Origin of the sequence: Oceaniferula marina (assembly GCF_013391475.1) — a bacterium.
In the GTDB taxonomy this organism is placed as follows: domain Bacteria; phylum Verrucomicrobiota; class Verrucomicrobiia; order Verrucomicrobiales; family Akkermansiaceae; genus Oceaniferula; species Oceaniferula marina.
The window spans coordinates 614,322-634,045 of the sequence record NZ_JACBAZ010000001.1; the positions used below are offsets into that span (position 1 = coordinate 614,322).

A 19,724-nucleotide genomic window follows, 5' to 3' on the forward strand; every position below is an offset into this window, starting at 1 on the left:
TCTAGAATGATAAAGTCTATAATCAAGCACCTTATCGAAGCTGGGATGAATCACTTGAACTAACGTTCAAATGTGAATCCAAGTGGATTTTTTTTCCCTTTGGCAGATCAACTTGAACCCTCTTACCCTTGTAGGTTAGAGGCACGCTTTGTTTGATACTCGATAACAATTCGACATTACGAAGACTCCCATTTTTCCATGCTATCGACAGCTCGATACCCGTGCGGGCCTTCAAACCGGAAACCTCACCAGTATGCCAAACATCCGGAAGTGCAGGCAGAAGATTGATCTGTCCTGCGTGGCTCTGGACCAGCATTTCGGCGACACCTGCCGTGTAGCCGAAGTTACCATCAATTTGGAACGGTGGATGCGCGCACCACAAGTTATCATATACACGACTCCCGATAAAATTGCCAATCAGCTTATGGGTCCGATTTCCGTCCAGAAGCCGGGCCCATAGATTGATTTTCCATCCCATGCTCCAACCGGTTGCGCCATCACCACGCAGGTTCAATGAACGAATCGCAGCCTTAGTAAGATCGGCATCCCGTCCGGGCACGATTTGATGCCCAGGATAAACCGACCACAAATGAGACATATGCCGATGTTTTTTCTTATCAATCCCTTCTTCATATTGGTCTTGCCGCCACTCATGAAGTTGACCGTATTTACCAATTTTCAACGGTTGAAGTCGTGCTTGTTTGAGTTTCAACTCTGTAGCCCATTGTTCGTCTACACCGAGAATACTTGAAACCTTGATGCAATGCTCGAACAGATCCCACAGGATCATCGTTTGGTAATAGGATCCATCCGATAATGGCCCCCACTCGGGAGAGTAACTTGGAGAAACACTGAGTGAACCATCCGCATTCTCCTGCAAATTGACCAACCAGAAATCAGCGCTCCCCTTTAGCAGTGGCCAGGCCCTCTCGCGTAGATATTTAATATCACCCGTAAACGCGTAGTGATCCCAAATATTCTGACACAGAAAAGCCGAACTTTCGGCTTCGAGCATATGAATACCACGGGCAGGCCCCGGCGAGGTGAATCCCCAAACATTGGTCGTGTGGTGTGCGACCCACCCTGGAGATTGATAATGAACAGCTGCGGTCTTCTTTCCAGGCTTCATCAGGTCTGTGGTCCAACGAACCATAGGCTCGGCACACTCTGATAAATTACATAAATCCACTGGCCAGTAGTTCATTTGAAAATTGATATTCAAATGGTAATCACAGGTCCACGGTGGGGAGTTTGAATGATTCCAAAGCCCTTGCAGATTCGCAGGCATACTCCCGGGTCGGGAACATGCAATCATCAAGTATCGACCATATTGAAAGGTTAGATTCTCCAAGCCAACGTCATCCTTACTCTCCCGGTATAATTGCCGTCGTTGGTCCGTTGGCATGTCACTCCGGTCCGTTCCGGCCAAGTGCAAACGCACACGTTTAAACAAGGCTTGATAATCAAGCGTATGCTCTTGCTTCAAAACTGAAAAAGATTTGTTTTTCAATTGCTTTAGCACCTCAATATTCTTCAACTCAGGCGATGCGCCGCGGTATTGAGACGCATAGTCCAGCTGATAATTTGTGGCTCCGGTCATTATCACCAAAACTTCATCTGCCCCAGATATCTGCAAATTCGATTCCCCAGAAGTCAAGCGACCGCCACGAACTTTCACGCGCAATCGGCCCTCGAATTTCATCCCTTCAGGCTTATTTTTCCCGTTATCCACCTCGCCACGAATCACAAGGCCATCTGAATCCACGGTAATCTTGGCCTTTTTATGCAATGAATGAAGGTTCAGGTTCAAATCCAGAGCCCCTGAACGACTCGCCCGGTAGCGCATCACATTCACCTGAGCCGGATAGGAACTAAAAAATTCACGTTCATAGCGGACTCCATCGTGTTCATAAGTCACCTTTGAAACCGCAGACTTCAAATCCAAGCGACGATGATAATTGCTGACATCTTTCTGTTCGTGGCCCGATGAGACAGTCACAGAACAAAATGATTGGTAAGCTCCGAAATCTGCTTTGCCATATCCATGCAAACTGCAGAATTCCATGGCAGCCTTCTTGATTTCATCCTGCCTGGCGCCTTGCTTGATCAATTGCCGAGTAAGTTGCAGAGCACGATACGCCCCCTCCCGGTCATTGGCTGGCTCGAACCACCCGCTCCACAATGAGTCTTCATTAAAAACAATGGTTTCCTTGCCGATGTCACCATGGACCAGCATACCAAGGCGGCCATTTCCCATCGGCAATCCCTGCTCCCACTGCGATGCCGGGGTGTCGAACCACAATGACATCGAACGGTCTTCGGCTCGGATTACGCCAAGCAGAGCGGTAAGGCATACCACCCATATTATAAACACTCTACTTCTATTCATCTTTATCTGTTATTGTTGATAGCTAAACTTCAAATCTGGAACGATCAGATTTGTTCCTGAAAAGGATTCAAATGTAAATTTCAGGTATCGGGCCTTGGTTCCGCGCTTTAAGGGAACCACTCTGTCTTCAGGGATTGTTCCTGCACTATCCTTTTTCCATACCTTACCATCCTCACTACTTTCAACGACCAGCGTTCTTGCAGAATCATTGATATTTTTCCGTTCATGTTTTGATGATGGAACCGTAACCCGGATAATCAATGGTCGATCGCCTTCGCTTACCCCGCGATCAACCGTAACAGACCAAATACTGAGTCCACCACTGGAACTCGAATTATTCACCCGAAATGCGGTACTTGGGTTTCCGTCAAAGGCATTCCTTGCACGGGCCAATGATATTTTGCTCACATCCAGACCAATGGTCTCATCGGGAAAACCACAGGAGGCTTCGACAACACTCCACTGGGACGGGCACTCACGGCCCAAATGAATGCTCGTAGGATCGCCCATCACGCCATGCGAACTCTGATACGCCACGGTCAAATGATCACCGTCATTACCCGTTCCCGGCTTCCAGACAGGGCTATCCTTCCCCGGTGAAGATCCATCCTTGGTATACCGCGCCGTTACGTAATGAAGTAGCGATGGCCTAGCAACGTTCACCCCCTCGGATTCATGGATCAATACCGGCTGAGGCGGCTTTACATCTTCAGGGTAAGGCAACCACTGAGTGTCCTTTGCCCCGGTACAATGCAACCCATGCTGACGGACACTTAACAATGCAGCCATGGTGTAACTGTAACAATCATCACTCGATTTCCCCGAAACACATCCGACATTCGTAATCTGAGGTTCCACATGCCGTAGTCCTTTCCCACGCTGCCACTGCATTGCAATGACGGGAGCCCATTGTTCCATCACGTGTTGGAATGCTGATTCATCCACTCCTGCCAGAGCCATCAGCCCAAGGTAACTACCCATGGCCCCGTATCCATGGCTCCTTCGCATAAACCCATGATGGGATTTCATATATGCGGCCACCCCTTGCTGCAGTGCCGGCTCGGTGTCCCTGAGACTACATGCCAAACCAATCAAGCCAGATCGACACCACGCCTGGTCAGAGCCACCACCTGATGACGGGGCTCCGTAACCGATACATTGTTTCCCCATGGGCATGTTATCAGCCCACGCTGCTTTGTTATAGGGTAAAAAATACTCCCATGCGGGGGTCTTCACTCCTGCCCGATAAGCGAGGGCATCACCCACGATGATATGGGACAATGGCGCAATCAGGCCACCGTTTCCATAGGGCAATCCCCGCCGATCGTGACCAAAGGTGAAATAGGATCGTGAATTGACATGCCCTCCTTGAGTCATACCACGACAAATATTGTCCAGCCACGCAATCGCACGCGGGTCACCCGTCGCCAGTGCGTATTCGCCCAAAGCCAAAGTTTTGAAAGCCATATTCCACAGCTCGAGATATGACGACTCATGGCCAGTCCATGGCTGCTCAAGGATATAGTTAGCAGCCCGGTGGATGGCAGGCGCATGCGATGGGTCACGCGTCCCCAACAAGGCCATCATGCCGTAAGTTTCCGAACTATTGGCAGGCATGGTTTTCCAGGAACCATCTTCTTTTTGATCCTTCAGCACCCGCTGTATCAACTCTTCATACAAGGTGTCAGCTGCCGGACCTGATAATGGAAACCCGGTAAAGTCCTCTGAACCGTACATGGGAGGACGGACAGGCTTGCGGGATTCTTTTCCGGTTATAGGGTCAATGACATCAAAATACAAAGGTGTTCCGGTTTTGATCGCCTGATAGTAGTGCCTGGAAATTGTGGGCTCATGGTGCCTCATCATCCACTCTTCATCCAACGGATAAGCCGTCACATTCAAAACCGGTTTTTCAAGTGGCTGAGAGCCAACACCAATAATCAGATCCCCCACCTTGATGTCTGACCTGCTTACGGGCAAACCTTCCTCAATTCGAAACACCTGGGCCACCGGCCATTGTTCACGGGGACAGGTTCTCGCAACCATACCGATTGCATTTAAATCGGTAAACTCACTATGTCTTGGCCGGTATTTTCTCTTCGGTGGCGTTACTGGCAACTGGGAACAATAAATCGGTCCCAGTAGAAGTGGGTGTTTGCTGTGATTCTGAAATGTCAGTTCCAACACCTTACCATGCAGCTTCGACAGCTTCTGGGATGGCAGTATTGCTGACACCCTCTGTTCAGATTCCGAAGTCTGCGAAATGCCTGAACCCGGCATCACATAACTTGGAGTCACCTCGGATGCAGACATACACACGTGCTGGTTCGGGTCTGCCTTCGTATCAACCCCAATCAAACGGATCGATTGCACCGTATGTGCAGATTCGAACCTGACCGATTTTTCTTCCGGTCCTTGATCCCACTCACCCGTCGCGACCGTTTCATACGATGCGTTATTCTCTCTCCGTATCTGAATTTCGTAACGATATACCTGACCATTCTTGAGCCCCCCCTGGCGGGGAAGATAGCGCAAACCATCGACCTTACGCGGCTGATCGAAGTTCAATTGAATCGATGGTTTCTTATCGTATCCCTTCGGAAATACAGAAACCCATTCTGTGCGAGGGTCACCATCCAGAGCTCGTGCTGCGGTCCTGCCATTGTGTGGCCGTTGAGCAGTGCCTTTAACTCTGACATAATCCTCCGGGACTGCTGAACCAGTGACAGCCTGCTGAACAAGTCCCGGCTTATCCTTACTCTCTGGTGACGATAGAGAAAGGGAGACCACACCCACCTTTCCGCCCGAATCCACCATGCCCAGAATATCAGCAGAGACCCAGAGGTAAGACTCCAACACTCGATCCGGTGAGTCTTGCTTCTCAGGTTCAGGGTCCACCAACGCTTGAATGACAAAGCTCCTCGTCAATATCGCGCCTGGGGCGAGCTCCAGATTCACCCCAGAGCCTCGTTGAATGCTCCTGACACCCGTGTGAAGCCACACGCCCTCAGCAGTCGTCCCCGTGTCTCCCGATGACTGAGGATTCTCATCCTTGAGTTGGACCTCCAAAGGAACCACTCCGGGCCAGAACGACTGAGCCACGAGCGAGGCCACTGAAGCCATACCACAACCCAAACACAACAAAAACCTCCCTTTCACCCCAAACATGGAAACGCTCATTAAAAGTAGATGTTAAAAAATTATTGGCTCTTCTTGTTTGCCTTAAGCTCGAGTCGGATCACAAACGGAGATGTATACGATTTAGGCGGTAGCAAGACAAAGGTCTCGTTGGAATCAAATTTTTCCAGCTGTAATTCCTGACCAATCCCAACCATGTTTGCTTTTGATATTGTTTGATGTTTTGGCAGCTCAACACGGAGTTGATATGAGATCGGAACATTAAAGACAATCATATAGACCTCTCCGGACTTGGTATTTTTGGTAAAATACCCCCAGTCCTGTTTCTTTAAGCCTGCATAATCCGATCCATAAATGGCAGCCGAATTAGTTTTCATCCACTCGCCGATTTCTCTGGCTATCCGTTTTTCCTCAGCCCTGAAAACGCCTTTACCGTTCGGACCAAAGTTGAGTAAAAAATTTCCACCTTGTGATGAACACTGGGCCAACATCTCGAGCAATTCATTGGTGTTCTTTTGGTGAGTCAGCGTCCAGTCCTTGTGATACCCCCACTGGTTTTCGGGTATGGTCATACAACATTCCCAGTCGTTTTTGGTTACCGAGGTATCCCGTGGATCTGGTAAGCGCCTCTCATAGCCGGATTCAAAGTCACCCATCAGGTCACCATTGGAATCACGGTGTCTTTTACCAAAATCATCTGCTCTCAGACGGCTATTGACAATCAGACCTGGACGTTTCTCTTTCAACAAAACTTCTAATTCATATGAAAACTTACCATTGTCCTTCCAGCACTGATCCCAGGTTCCATCGAACCACAAGCCCTTGACCTGGGGATACCTTTCGAGAAGTTCCACAAGTTGATTCTGTGTAAATGTTTTAAAGCGTTCAAACGCCTCCACATCATCCATGGTTTTCAACTTGGTTCTCCAATCCGGATGATACCAGTCCAAGACTGAATAATAGAGATAGACATCGATACCAGCTTCCGAGTAAGCATCCACAAACTCCTTCATCAGGTCCTTTTGATAGGGCGTATTCTCTATATCAAATTCGGTATACTTACTTGGCCACAAGCAAAACCCTTCATGGTGCTTTGTAGTCAAACAAACATACTTGGCCCCCATGGCTTTTGCCATCGACGCCCATTCTTTCCCATTGAACTCTGTCGGATTAAACTCGTCCTTCAATCCATTCCAGCGTTCGGTTGAAATACCCGCCGAGGCTTTCAAGAACTCGGCTGCATAGCCATAGGTTTTACCCTCCCATACACCTCCAGGGATCGAATACAACCCCCAGTGGATAAATTGGCCAAAGCGATTTTCTCGCCACTTCTTCATCGCAGGATCCTGGCGTTTACCATGATACAATGGGCCGTAATCCAGCTTGATTTTTCCGTTTGCTAACTTTTGCGGCTTCTTTTTCTTTGTTTGTTCATATTGCGCGGGCTCCCCGTATTGAGGATCCAATTGTTTTTGTTCTGCATTCACCATGCCAGAGTGCACGGCTGATACTACAACAAACAGGCTGATATACTTCTTACTGATGGGGTTCATGATGATATTCAATCTAATCGAATCTTAAGTTGTTTTTGTTTTCGAAAAATTTCCGCTTCGATGGGCTTTCCTCGCTGTAACTTTCCAGCGATGGCAATCAGATCCTTTACCTTGTTCACAGGCTGAGCATTCAGTGAAACAATCACATCAAAATCCTCCAACTTCGACCAACGTGGATCAAGTTTGGACGTTTTTTCCAATAGCCAGGCTCCCTTTTTCTCCCCCATCCCTGTAGCAGAGAGATCAGAAAGGTTTTCAATATCACGCAAAAGCATGCCCTCAAAGGCCACCGGCTCTACTTCTTTCTCTTCAGGTTCTGGAAAACCATCAAACTCTGGCCGTTTCGCCATGGCACGTAAATGAGACGACACAACACCGAAACCATTCATATCAAAATTTTGGAATCCCACGGCATAGGCTAGTGAGTCTGGCTGAATGCGAAAATCAAGATTTTTAGGATCTAAGAACAAAGGCTCGCCCGTCACGCTGTGCTTATCGATATGAACAAAGCGAGGGTCCTTGGCGGCGGTAGGCGCAAAAAAGTTATAGTCGATAAGAGCTCCCCAATGTTTCATAGCATTCTTTCGGACATGATGCTTCGCAAAAACAATGTTCTGACTCACGACATCATAACTATTTCTATACCATGCATGAAAATCCAACCCACGCTTCCCAACACAAATATTATTACGGGCAATCCGATGAAATCCCTCACGTAGTTTGATACCACCACTGAGGCAAACATTGTTTGTAATAATATAATGGCTGGAGCCGTCATCGAGATCAATATCCCAGCCATGTTCACATTTCCATCTGTTGTTCCTAATCGTGGTCGGCTTCATACAGTCCAGGAGAACCGTTTCGTGGCGTTTGGATAAATCAATCCCTCTCGACCACCAATACCGATCCCTCCCCCAGGAATTAAATGCTCCGTGGTCATTGGTTTCCATCACGGTATCAAACACATCATTGTAAGCAATATCATGCCCACCAAAGGCCCCTTCACTGATGTTGATCCCGGCACGCGGAACATTGTAAATGCTGTTGTGTTGAACAGACACCCCATAGGCTACCGAGAGATGCACCCCGGCAGATTGTTTTTCTATTCGTCCAATATCAAAAATCAGATTATCCGAAATTTGAATCGACCGTGGATAATCTTCTGTTTTTGCTCCTCGTTTCCAGATCATATCTTTGGCTGACACGCCAGGGCCGTAAGGTTTGTAGAGGCCATTATAAACCGCTTTAGTGTCACCCACAGCGCAGACTGCACTGGCTCCGATATTTTCAATCAAACAAGAACGAACATCGATCCTTTGGTTATATCCATCAATGAAGATTGCGTTTCCGCCCAATTGAGTAAAATGGCAACGATGAACCTGACAATCTTCACTACCTTTGAAATAGACCGCCCCATTACGGTAAATCGCCCAATCGCTGCGAAGCAAGGGCTCTTTCGTTTTCATAAAGGTCCGTGCCGTAGCCGAAAATGTAATCCCCTTTATACAAAGGTTTTTAACCGACTGTTCACGGGAACCTTCGAACCGAAGAATACTCTCCCTCTCAATCGGCGTTACTGAAATAACAGCGGACGACAAATCCACACCTTCCGGTGGATACACATAGAGGACAGATTTATCACGATCCAAAAACCATTCATAGGCAGTATCCAACTCCTCGAAGATGTTTTCTACATAGCGATAGGTTTTATGTGGACCTGTTCGACGGTTATCCTGCCAACCACCCTCCATTCTCAAGCTATTGCCTTCCTCTTTCCCTGTGAAGCGGTAATGTGTCCCTCCCCACCGCCTCCCATGCAGTGCGTGCAAATAGCCACCTCTCGGATTCTTCCAACCAGCAACGCGTTTCGGGTCGATACAATGTGGATCCGTTCCGTTGAGAATTCGGATCGAGGCATCATAATTGGGAAACCGGGCCATCCGATACCCCTGACCGTCGACAAACAGCTGCTCAAAAAACAGTCCATCCGGAACGGTTGTCTCATAGGCACCGTCGACTTCTTTACTTGGGGTAAATTTCAATCCCTCTAAGCGTTTCGCAGAACTGAACACTGGCACCTGCCCGGGAAACGCCTCATAATAAATGGTCGTATTTGGCTTCCCGCTGTTTTCTGGACCAAACACAACCGGGGTTTCAAATTCATATCGACCACCTTTAAAATAAACCCGGACATCTGATTGAGGATGCTCCGTTTGGTAAGCCGCAGCAAGTTCCCGAGCCCGCATCAAAGAACGAACAGATTGATTCTCTGTCAGACCTGAATCCGCATCATCCCCGTCGGGAGATACATAGTAAACCCCTACAGCGCTCGCTCCCGCCTGTAGAACAAGCAAACACACCAGTATCAGACAAGCATACATGCCTCCTATAATTTGTTTCATCATCGATTCTTAATAAATTTCGTTGAGTTCCTAGCACGCCAAAATGAAATCCAGACGTTTGGACTGTTTATATATACCATTTCACGTAAAAGGTTTCGTGGTTTCTGAAACAAACTTTAAAAAAATAAGTTAGATACCCCCAACCAGAACAAGCCCCCTCCTTCATTCCACAGGTTCCTGTTGCACCGGCGTTTTTTCAGAAATCGAAACCAAATCACCCCGCCGAACAACTCCTTTCCTTGGATCGACAAATGAGACGAGATAATGTCGAGACGTCCCATTCTGCCGTAGAGCTCCATCTGCGAGGTTCTCTTTCTTCTGCCCCATATTCATCACGGCGCGGTAGGGAGTGGCCCCGTAGGCGTCTACTTTCAAACCCTTGATGTAGACATGCTGGTAAGGTTTGATCGTCATCTTGGATACTCCTAGAGCAGCAAAGTCCACAGAAAATGGAGAGGCGTTAAAAAAAAGGCATGCCCCTGCAGGGAAAACCTCGGCTTCAACGTTGATACTTCTAACCATAGGTTTGGCCCATCCTTCTTTAGACCTGACGTTTTTAACAATCGCCACCAATACATCATCCGTCTCTGGGGGAAGCCCTGATTTTGCGTAAGGAACCAATTTAAACTCCGCACCACCATCAACTGAAGAAACCAACTTGCGTTTATAAAAAACAACGGTGTCCCTCTGGCTGATCCGGCATGGTGGCGACAAAGAATTCAGACCTACCGACATACGGCTTAGCATCTCCCCGGTCTTGCGATTTCTATTTTTAATAAACAGCCCTAGCGGAACATATTCATGTTCCTTACCTTTGACTTCGATAGGAACGCCGGCCGGAATGATTTGCTCGATACTCCCACCTTCAGGATTATCGATTCTGATTTTATAAGCTTTTTTTGATTTCGTAAATACGGCCGTTCTACGAGCACCAATCGGGAGCAAGCGTAAATTTACTGTCGATTTATCCTCTTCTTTCTTTTGTTTTTGCTGGGCTCTTACCGTGTCAAAATTTGACCAAATCATCACAACAAGCATCGGGTATAAGCATCCCCTCATCAAAGGCTTCTTCATCGGTTTATAGTTCGTTTGCTCCTAGCCATTGAAAGCTGACAACCCGGAATTGCCGTCCAAACTTTCTATTCAGCTCATTTAACTCCGTCCCCCTTTCCTCAGGAGCATCCGAGGTGTCGATATACGATGGCACCCGCTGAACTAGCACTTCGCACATAGCGGCAGCCATCACCTTACCGGTTGAATCCGTGGAATCACCATAGGCTCTGATTCGAAACGTGTCAGAGCGTGACGTCAGAAGAACCCCGATGGTTTGTAATATTTTCCCCTGGCTCAGGTGAGTTGAGGCCCCGTAGTAGGCCTCATTCGGTTGCTCTGCCAATGAAGGAGCATGCAAGGAAGACGGTGGGCTTAGCTTGTCTTTCAAAAACTCAGATTGGATATCCTCCATTCCCTGGTTGAGGTAGGATCGAAGAATAGCGACATCCAGCACCCCTCCGTAGCTTTGCAGTTCTTTCTCACTTTGGTCTCTGGGTTTATTTTCCACAGTAGATTCCCCAATGAGACGCCGGTTCACAAAGTCGCACACACCGATAAAGGGAGCTCTTCTCTTCACCTGTTCCACGATCTGTTCGGCCAAGGTTTGAGCTTCTTCTTCTGTAAGTTTACGAAACCCCTGCCAAGTTTGTGGAGAAAGACTTGATGAAACCCCTCCTTCGACACCTGCCATCGACGGCTCCGAATGCCCAGGAAAGGCAGAGACGGCATCATCTGTCGCATGTCCATTTACATCCAAACCCGCATTCATCATCAACAAGGCTTTCCATGCAAAAACGCTCGTGCTATTCACATTATGATGCCCTTGAAGCACCATATGTTTGGCAATTTGATCACAGCTTGTTTGTTCATCGGGATCACTACTTGCGCTATCGTCCGAAATGACGAGCATGTGTGGATTTGGTAGAGAGATCGATCGGTCATAATTAGTAACATCCTCTCCTTCCGGGAAGGTTGACAGGAAATACTGATCCCACAGGGCATAATTAGTTTCGTAACGCACGTCGTAAGCCGAGTATGCATTTGTTGGCAAATATTCCTCCTCCCACCATGTTGATGCAGATTGAATTCTATTCTTATGATAGGCATCACGATACCCCTGCTCCCATTCGGTTTGATACGTATTCAGAGGCAGAGCCGTAGCATTCCTCGGAGTGTAGCGTGGGGCCAAACTCTCTCCTATAATCAATGATGGATGATTAAACATCTGGGTCAACTGAGCCGAACGAAACTGAGCCAAGGAGAAGAACTCCATGCCTGCAGGCGGGACATCAAATACAGGTTCCGGCTGACCATTACCATCTCTTCCAAGCAATGCTGAAAATCGATTTTTACCCTTGTAGTAACTGGGGCGCATAAACGAGGACGTATAATCAGGCTGCTCCTGATTATCCACAGCATAGGGACCGTAAGTGTATTCGTGCAAGACCGTGGGAACACTGAATACCCAATCCCATGGAGTTCTACGATGGACACATGCTCTAAAATTATAATTTGCAAGTGGAGCCTCCTGCCACATGCCATTGGGTGTGTTCAGCAAATTCGCAGGAGCCTCTGATGGATACTTCATGCGTATACCATGCATCGTTCTATTCACCGGGTTAATCGAGCTCAAGGACGACACTTTCTCAATCGGCAACGTTTTATTAACATCTCGCCAGCGTCCCTCGTTTCCTTTGATCCAGCATTGAAAATCCAAGTGCTGAGCAATGGGATAATCATCAAGATTGTTCATGATGAATTGATAGCTCCCGGACCTCGATGCTCCGGGCTGAACCAAACGGAGACGAGCTGACATCGAATCTCCGTAGCCCACATGATAGCCGTTCTCCCAGAAGCGTTTGATACTGTATGTCTGGGTTGTGCTAGGATCGTAAATCTGACTCCCTCCAAGATGCACGTAAAAGGCATTACGCTCATCGATCGAGCTTTTGGCACTCATAGAGTTGGCAAACACATTGCCACTGTCATGCCCTGCAAGAACCAAAGATTGCAATGGCTGGTTAGGCGTGAACACCAGAGCTTCTCCCGGCTCAAGTTCCACAGGGTCTAAAGCCAGACAAAAATATCGGGTCCTGGCATTGGCGGGTCCACCTTTCCAGTACCAGTAAGAGTTCCAATTATATTCGTCTTTTTTACCGTCTTTATTGCTATCGTGATCCGTCCTGATTTCAAATTGCAATCGGCGGTTTACCTCCACCAAGTAGGGCGATGCTGCGATTTTAACATCATAAGGGTTCCAAATAGTCACTCTGGGATAAAACAAAAGACTCAACTTTTTAGGGGCGCCAGGATCATAGGCGATCGCATGATAAAGGCTGAACTCTGTAATCACAGGGTGAATCGGAGTTTTGATAAAATCCGTATGATTGGCATAGGCATCTAACACCCCACTCCCGCGTAGTGTTTCCCTTGGAGTGGCGATACGATCAGAGCCGACATAGTCACCCAACTTTGCGTAATCGCGCAAGATTCCAAACTTCGGTGAAAAATCATTAAACCGAGTTCTTGATTCATCAATCAGAGGGGTCCGATCAGTCAGTAAAATTTCACCGGCGGCGGTTTCAAGACGGGCATCCCCCGGCGCACTCGTATCCCTCAAGTAAGGGCTTAAATCATATTTCAACCCACCACGTACTGTATCAACAAGCAGGGCCTTACCTGGGATATCCACATCATGTCCTAGCAGCTCGATGAGATCACGGACATCATCAGGAGCTTGCGCAGAGGTCGACAATTCCACCTGTCGTTTAGTAAATAACCTCGAGGGATATTCGGCATTTTTCACGAAAGCATCCTCGCTTAAATCCCCAAGGCCTTTTGAGCTTTCTTGAAGTGCATGATAGGGGCGGCGTGCACCGGTGTATAAATTCGCCATACCACTCACAGACGAAACCTCAATATCCTCACTGACGTGATCATTATGCTGGACCAGTGGAGCTTTCATCCCCAGATCGGACACATGGAATGCATACCCTCCTCTTTTTTGTCCGTCCTGTCCTTTCAAAGTCACCTTGGGGGCATACACATTATCGGCATCTGATGAACCAGATTGGTCTTTGACCATCACCACAGCATCCTTACTCGCCAGTGTATAATCGGCTGTTTTGGCCAGTAAATCATCACCTTCTTCCGCTCCACTCACCAAAAATTTCAGGACAGATGCTCGATGGTCAACATAGTCTGCTGATTCAGGGTCACGGGAATCTTCCAGATAACCATCGTTTTCTTCCACATAAATCAACCCCTCTTCGGTATCAGATGATGCTGTCGATTTCCGTGTGGTTTTCCACACTCCTAGCCAATGAGGGTTGGCCACACCTTCTATCTCTTTCGTTTCAGGAGACTCATCGTAGATCGAGGCTTCTGCCATCACACGCTGATCGGCCCCGGCATACTTTTGCAATTCTCCCAACGCAATCATCAACGCCATGCGGGCATTGGCCCTGGCCTCTTGCTGATGACTAAGGTGAGATGATTGTCTCAGCTCCACTGTCGATAATGACAGCATGGCCAATGCAATCATCACAAGAAGGACCATCACAGAAATCGTGGCAACCAAAGCAAAACCACGATTGTTTGAATTTGCACTGATTAAACTTATACTCATAGAGAATCTTCGATTCATTAATACTCGCCCCCCCTGTAATCAAGAACTTCAAACAGAGGGACCATCAGAATAACCCTGACTCCCCCTGAATGAAGATCACACAACAATATGATGATACTCAAGCTGGAGTCCTCATATGATTTTTCTCACGCCATTAGCGGCGTCGGCGAAGAATCAAAGATAAGCCTCCGAGTCCGATCAGAGCTGTAGATGTGGGCTCAGGAACCGCAGCCAAGGCAGCTACCTCTTGAGCTGTCAAAGCATTATCATATAACTGAACATCATCCCAGCTACCTGTTTTAATTCCAGCAGATGCACTGTAGCGTCCAAAAAACATTTGAGTCTGGCTACTGCTTAATGCATCTACATCTGAAATAGTAACTGATCCAGCTTCTGAACCATCGACATAAAACGTAGCCGTTGTCCCGCTTAATACATAGGCATAATGATGCCACGCATTGTCCACATTAACACCTACACTACTCGTCCTCCAAGCTGTCCCATCATAATAATCGAGATACGAATTTGAACTACTTGACCCATTACCCATCCCCGCAATATTGCGCGGTGATTGGTTATCGAAAACATAGCCATTATGATCCGTGGTTTTCAACCAGAACGCATAGGTTCGTTCCCCAGTGTTTGAATCTATCCCCACAGACATCGTTCCTCCCGACTCACTTGTCACGTTAATCACATTTCCACGCTCCCCGTCAACAACGACAGTAGTTCCTGTTAAACCTCCGCCGCTAATGGTTCCTGTATAATTATTTCCAGACTGATCATTGATCGTCATACCCGCTCCAGCACCTGTAAAGGTTCCGTTTTCAAACGTATATTCAGCAATGAGAGCAGCCTGCCCCCCAAGGGTAAAAAGGGAGAAAGCTCCCAAACTAATGATGGTTTTTTTCATTTTTTTATAATCTATGGTTACATCATGGCACGATAAACTCACATGCCTCTATTAACATATATTCCGCACCACGAAAGGTTGCGTAAATTTCCAAATAAAAAACCTCTTCCGTTACCTAACAAAGAAATGAAGTCGGTTCTCCCGCATCAATTGGCGAATTTGTTTTTCATTCAGAACCCCTCTAAACAAATAGGCTTCATCAATATCTCCATCAACGGTATAGCCACCATCATCAACATCATAGGCAGCTCCAAAACGGAGCCTTGTGCTTGCTTCCGAAATATCCGTATCAATAGGCCCCTTGTCACCGGGAAGAACCAACATTTCTTGTAGCTCGCCATTTACATAATGGCGTATTTCAGGGTACCCCTCGTCATTATATTTCCCGGTAAACACACTCACGATGTGAACCCACTCATCAAATGTACTCTTGGGTAATGGGGAGTATGCCGCGGGTTTAAATGCTGAAGACCATAAGGCATAGCCGTCCTGAGTCCAGATATGAACTTTCCACGATTTACCATATCCGAGCCTCCGCCCCCAAGAGCAATAAGGAGTTCGCGGCATACCATAATCGGCTCTATGCCGAACCCATGCTGCAAAAGTTCGTGGACTATCACCGCCAATCCCCGGGAAAGCCGTCTGAGCAAACCAATCCTTACCATTCATCGAAAAGGCCTTTCCAAATTTACCGCGAGTCACGGCATTACGGAAATTGAGAGGTTCTGATCCTTTCGACAAACGCTGAACCACGGCCCGCCATTCATGAGAACTGGAAGTCATCGTCCCTTCTGACGCAAAGGCCAAACCGTCTAACTCATCAAACGACCAATGCAAGTAAGGGATTCCCACAATAAACTTTCTTTGAAACATACTGGTTTTCACATTCATTTCCTCGCCCAATCCATAAACATCGAATCGCATAGCCTCCCCGCCAACCAGCTCATGTTTAGCCAGGGACTTCAATCGAGGCTCCACCCTCACCCTGCCTTTACCAACATGCACCTGAAATTTCTTTTCCTTATCATGGTACACTCCAAACTCCGTACCAAGATCAATCACCTTCACCTGAGCCGACTCTACTGTAAACCCATGACCCTCTTTAGGAACACGAAACCAAGCTTTACCGCTCTTCATGCCCAATGATACCTCGGATAGAACATCAACCTCCGCCGGCCCCTCGACAATCGCTTTCACTCCATTTGGAAAAGTAAAACGAACCACCCCTTGAGAAAGACTCACTTGGTCTCCAACCCGCAATTGATTCCCTCCGAAATCAGCATCCGTCAGGTCTTTGTTTGGAGATGAGATACTCAATATCGAATCTGCTGAGCGGTCCAACACCACTAAAAAGTCATCAGCGTCTCCTACTTGCCTATTGAGCTGGAAAAAGAGGAAACCCAAACTCAGAAACAACACCGCAGCGACCCCTAAAGCCATGGAAATAATACCAGATTTACGTTTATCATGCCGGAGCATATCTTGACTAACTGGCATCATGCCAATCTCAGCTCGGCTCGAGGCTGCCATCTTGAGCAAGGCAACCATCTTCATATGCCGTAGATACAGATCAACGACCTCTGGCGAGTCACGCATCAATTCCATCAACCGTTCCCGCTGCTCAGGCGTGGCGACACCATCTTCAAGGTTATGAATCAGCTGCTCGACACTCTCTTCTCGGTTCTCGAAAGTCTTTTTCATGCCAACTCCTCCCTGAGCTGCTCTTTCCTCTCCATACAATCACGCAAGCTTGTCCGAACTCTAAACAACGCGCTTTTGAGGCTGGAAATACTCCGCCCTGTCGCCTTGGAATAATCAGCCAAACCCGATTTCTTCCAATAGCGGTGCAGCACGAGCTCCTGATCCTTGATCTGCAACAAGCCAATGCACTGATTCAAGTCACTTAACTGATCACTCATACTCTGGGATTCCATATCATCCAGAGCTGCAGCCACAATATTCATGACGTCATCATCCAAGGGCGTTTGCTTCATACTCCTAAGCTTACTCTGGTATGACATCGCTTGAAAACGAGCCGTAGTCAATGCCCAGGCCTTGAAATTAGTGCCTAATTCAAAGGTGTCCCTCTTCGACCACAGCACCTCGTTGGTGTTTTGGATGACGTCTTCGGTTTCGGAAGCCCCGGGCAAAAGCGAAATAATGTAAGCGGAGATCATCCCCTGATGACTTACCAGCAGATCAACAAATGCTTTTTCCTCCTCTGGGCTCCGATTATACATGTTATATCTAAGTAATACGTCAGCTCAGAAAAGGTTTCTAAATTATTTAAAAAAACAGCAAATTACCGGAACAAGGCATCCCCCCGAGAGCCCCCTCACTTTGGGCAGTATGAAAATCCAGCCTATTTAGACTTGTACGCTACCTGTAGTAGTCTACAATGCTTGCACACCTAACAGAAAACAAAAAGATCATCAGGGTCACTTGTTCGCCCATTCAACTAAAAAATGAGCCCCCAAACCAGGCGCGGGCACAGGCAAGCAGCGACCGAACACCGTCAATACATCCATCAAAATCAGGCAGGCTTGCGCTCTTTCAGAGCAAGCATCAATGCCTGATTGGGGTCCACAAAGGCCGGATCATGGCCTTTGGCATAGTTGAAGAGATCACGGTGCAAGTATTCATAATACGCCTCTTTCTCCTCATCCTTGAGCTGATACCAGATGGCCACGTTATAGGCCCGGGTAACCTTCTGCATCATTTTCAGCGTAAGACGACGCCCGGTGCGCGCTTTCTGCACCTGTTTGTGGGTCAACTGCTCCGTGGACACTTCGACAAGGTCATGGTTGCCCAGCCCCCAGTCTTGCATCATTTTGTCCAATGGCTGAGTTCCCAAATCCCGTGCGTCTCTGTCCTGCTGGCTCATGTCGGAAGGCTAGCCAGAAACGGACAGGAATAAACAGCAAAATATGATTTACCCGGACAGGATTTTTCGAGTTTGGCATTTTGCCGATTCATCGTATGTTCTGGCCATGCCTACTAAGAAAGAGATTCTCGACCTCTATTTTATCGATTCCCGCCATAAACTGATCGAGGTTGCCGCCTTCCTCGACCGGGTCGACCGGCACGACGGTGAGACCGATTTCCGGGAAGCCGAATTTTCCAAGGCGATCGAGGCCTTGATCCACCCCGGTGAGAACAGCCGGGCCGAAGCCGTGCTCCTGGCTCTTTCCGACCACAGCACAGCCCCCATCGCCAAAGCGCCAATGCAAGGCGCACTTGGAGCGTATCACGAGCCAAGCCCACGTCCATAGTTTTTCAATCCACCCATTTTCACCTACGTCTTTCGACCCCATCTCACGACATGAAATACATCGAACCGCACGCTCACATGGTCAGTCGTACCACCGATGACTACCAAGCCATGGCCCTTGCCGGCTGCGAAGTCATTTGCGAACCCGCATTCTGGGCAGGCTACGACCGCAGCTCGGCCCAAGGGTTTTACGACTATTACCGTCAACTAACCGATTACGAACCGAAACGGGCCGCCAAATATGGCATCGACCATTATTGCTGGCTGTGCATCAACCCGAAAGAAGCGGATGACGCCGGCTTTGCCCGCGAAGTTATGTCGATCATCCCTGAGTTTCTCGATCAGCCGACAGTGCTCGGAATTGGGGAAATCGGCATGAATAAAAACACCGTCAACGAGCTCACCATTTTTGAAGAGCATGTCGAACTAGCCAAACAAAACGATCTTCCGATCTTAATCCATACACCGCACCTCGAAGATAAACTCAAAGGCACCCGACTCACTCTGGATGCCTTGAAAAATGCCGGAGTTGACCCCCAAACGGTCATCATCGACCACGTTGAAGAACATACCGTCAAAATGGTGCTCGATGCCGGATTCTGGGCAGGCATGACTCTTTACCCGGAATCAAAGTGCTCGCTACCACGAACCGTCGACATCCTCGAAACTTACGGCATGGAAAACATCTGGATGAACTCGGCCTGTGACTGGGGACATTCTGATCCTCTGGCCGTGCCCAAATGCGCACTGGAGATGAAAAAGCGTATGCACAACGCAGAAACCATCGAGAAAGTCATCTTCGACAACCCTCGCAGATTCCTCAGCCAGGCAAGGAACTTCACCAGCTAGTCTCTCGTTTTTCACCTTCTGATTTGCAGGCTGGCTCCAAGCCGCCGATTGCGCTACATCCTCCCGCATATGGACCTCGACGAACTGGAACAACTCAAAGCCACCTTGCGCGCCTTGCCCGCTGCCACCCAGGATAGCCTCGCCGGCCTGCTCCTGATGGAGCGACTCAAGCGAAACACCCTGGTCATGCCAGATATCCACCGCCGGATTGAAAATGCCGACCCCGATCAGTGGAGCAAGTGGGAAGACACCAAAAAGAAAATCAGCCATGACTGACACTCTGGTCTATGTCCATCAACACGCGGCCGACCAATTGCGCAGCCTGGCCCGCCCAGATGCCATCGTCGACTTTATCAACCAACTGCAATCCCGACCGGGAACAGTCGGAGACCACCGTCAGCCAGATCCACGCGGCAGGATGGTGGAGGTCAAAATCCTTGGCCGTCATGCGGTGATCTTTTTCAGTGACCCCTTTGCCGGCATGATCAAAATTCTCGACATTTGTCACATCGAAACCCCATAAATACA

General features: G+C 48.2%; 14 protein-coding genes. 4 read left to right on the forward strand and 10 right to left on the reverse strand.

Annotated elements, in window-relative coordinates; translation table 11 throughout:
* Positions 1 to 31 precede the first annotated feature (31 nt).
* The 10 genes from HW115_RS02515 to HW115_RS02560 form a co-directional block, all read right to left on the reverse strand.
* Positions 32 to 2,308 (reverse strand): glycoside hydrolase family 95 protein, encoded by a 2,277-nt coding sequence (locus tag HW115_RS02515; RefSeq protein WP_178930994.1) that lies wholly within the window; start codon positions 2,306 to 2,308, stop codon positions 32 to 34.
* A gap of 90 nt (positions 2,309 to 2,398) precedes the next feature.
* Entirely contained in the window at positions 2,399 to 5,569 is a 3,171-nt protein-coding gene (locus HW115_RS02520; protein WP_178930995.1) for a discoidin domain-containing protein, read from the reverse strand.
* 20 nt (positions 5,570 to 5,589) lie between these two features.
* On the reverse strand, positions 5,590 to 7,080 hold the full coding sequence (locus HW115_RS02525; RefSeq protein WP_227021226.1) for an alpha-L-fucosidase: 1,491 nt from the start codon (positions 7,078 to 7,080) through the stop codon (positions 5,590 to 5,592).
* A gap of 8 nt (positions 7,081 to 7,088) precedes the next feature.
* Positions 7,089 to 8,831 carry a right-handed parallel beta-helix repeat-containing protein gene (locus HW115_RS02530; protein WP_178930996.1) on the reverse strand — a complete coding sequence of 581 codons (1,743 nt, stop codon included), beginning with the start codon at positions 8,829 to 8,831 and terminating at the stop codon, positions 7,089 to 7,091.
* Between the two features lie 813 nt (positions 8,832 to 9,644).
* Positions 9,645 to 10,556 carry a hypothetical protein gene (locus HW115_RS02535; protein ID WP_178930997.1) on the reverse strand — a complete coding sequence of 304 codons (912 nt, stop codon included), beginning with the start codon at positions 10,554 to 10,556 and terminating at the stop codon, positions 9,645 to 9,647.
* Between the two features lie 4 nt (positions 10,557 to 10,560).
* A complete protein-coding gene (locus tag HW115_RS02540; RefSeq protein WP_178930998.1) occupies positions 10,561 to 14,163 on the reverse strand; it encodes a hypothetical protein in 3,603 nt (1,200 codons plus the stop codon).
* Positions 14,164 to 14,317: 154 nt separating this feature from the next.
* Positions 14,318 to 15,076, reverse strand: a complete 759-nt coding sequence (locus HW115_RS02545) for a LamG-like jellyroll fold domain-containing protein (RefSeq protein ID WP_178930999.1) — start codon at positions 15,074 to 15,076, stop codon at positions 14,318 to 14,320.
* Positions 15,077 to 15,187: 111 nt separating this feature from the next.
* Positions 15,188 to 16,816, reverse strand: a complete 1,629-nt coding sequence (locus tag HW115_RS02550) for a LamG-like jellyroll fold domain-containing protein (RefSeq protein WP_178931000.1) — start codon at positions 16,814 to 16,816, stop codon at positions 15,188 to 15,190.
* Positions 16,774 to 17,316: a sigma-70 family RNA polymerase sigma factor gene (locus HW115_RS02555; protein ID WP_178931001.1), complete on the reverse strand. Its 543-nt coding sequence runs from the start codon at positions 17,314 to 17,316 to the stop codon at positions 16,774 to 16,776. Before HW115_RS02555 ends, HW115_RS02550 begins: the two co-directional genes overlap by 43 nt.
* Positions 17,317 to 17,609: 293 nt before the next feature.
* A complete protein-coding gene (locus HW115_RS02560; protein WP_178931002.1) occupies positions 17,610 to 17,960 on the reverse strand; it encodes a hypothetical protein in 351 nt (116 codons plus the stop codon).
* Positions 17,961 to 18,066: 106 nt separating this feature from the next.
* Between HW115_RS02560 and HW115_RS02565 the strand changes: the two genes are divergently transcribed.
* From HW115_RS02565 to HW115_RS02580, 4 genes are all read left to right on the forward strand, one after another.
* Positions 18,067 to 18,348, forward strand: coding sequence for a hypothetical protein (locus HW115_RS02565; RefSeq protein WP_178931003.1), 282 nt, complete (start codon positions 18,067 to 18,069; stop codon positions 18,346 to 18,348).
* 50 nt (positions 18,349 to 18,398) lie between these two features.
* A complete protein-coding gene (locus tag HW115_RS02570; RefSeq protein ID WP_178931004.1) occupies positions 18,399 to 19,196 on the forward strand; it encodes a TatD family hydrolase in 798 nt (265 codons plus the stop codon).
* A 69-nt stretch (positions 19,197 to 19,265) separates the two neighbouring features.
* On the forward strand, positions 19,266 to 19,472 hold the full coding sequence (locus HW115_RS02575) for a hypothetical protein (RefSeq protein ID WP_178931005.1): 207 nt from the start codon (positions 19,266 to 19,268) through the stop codon (positions 19,470 to 19,472).
* Positions 19,465 to 19,719, forward strand: a complete 255-nt coding sequence (locus HW115_RS02580) for a hypothetical protein (RefSeq protein WP_178931006.1) — start codon at positions 19,465 to 19,467, stop codon at positions 19,717 to 19,719. The genes HW115_RS02575 and HW115_RS02580 overlap by 8 nt, the downstream gene beginning before the upstream one ends.
* Positions 19,720 to 19,724 lie beyond the last annotated feature (5 nt).

Coding starts and splice junctions, on each gene's coding strand:
- HW115_RS02530 (WP_178930996.1), bottom strand. CDS start 8,831: ATGGAGGGTGGTTGGCAGGATAACCGTCGAACAGGTCCACATAAAACC.
- HW115_RS02575 (WP_178931005.1), top strand. CDS start 19,266: ATGGACCTCGACGAACTGGAACAACTCAAAGCCACCTTGCGCGCCTTG.
- HW115_RS02565 (WP_178931003.1), top strand. CDS start 18,067: ATGCCTACTAAGAAAGAGATTCTCGACCTCTATTTTATCGATTCCCGC.
- HW115_RS02570 (WP_178931004.1), top strand. CDS start 18,399: ATGAAATACATCGAACCGCACGCTCACATGGTCAGTCGTACCACCGAT.
- HW115_RS02560 (WP_178931002.1), bottom strand. CDS start 17,960: ATGAGCCAGCAGGACAGAGACGCACGGGATTTGGGAACTCAGCCATTG.
- HW115_RS02515 (WP_178930994.1), bottom strand. CDS start 2,308: ATGTCATTGTGGTTCGACACCCCGGCATCGCAGTGGGAGCAGGGATTG.
- HW115_RS02520 (WP_178930995.1), bottom strand. CDS start 5,569: ATGAGCGTTTCCATGTTTGGGGTGAAAGGGAGGTTTTTGTTGTGTTTG.
- HW115_RS02540 (WP_178930998.1), bottom strand. CDS start 14,163: ATGAGTATAAGTTTAATCAGTGCAAATTCAAACAATCGTGGTTTTGCT.
- HW115_RS02555 (WP_178931001.1), bottom strand. CDS start 17,316: ATGTATAATCGGAGCCCAGAGGAGGAAAAAGCATTTGTTGATCTGCTG.
- HW115_RS02535 (WP_178930997.1), bottom strand. CDS start 10,556: ATGAAGAAGCCTTTGATGAGGGGATGCTTATACCCGATGCTTGTTGTG.
- HW115_RS02580 (WP_178931006.1), top strand. CDS start 19,465: ATGACTGACACTCTGGTCTATGTCCATCAACACGCGGCCGACCAATTG.
- HW115_RS02525 (WP_227021226.1), bottom strand. CDS start 7,080: ATGAACCCCATCAGTAAGAAGTATATCAGCCTGTTTGTTGTAGTATCA.
- HW115_RS02545 (WP_178930999.1), bottom strand. CDS start 15,076: ATGAAAAAAACCATCATTAGTTTGGGAGCTTTCTCCCTTTTTACCCTT.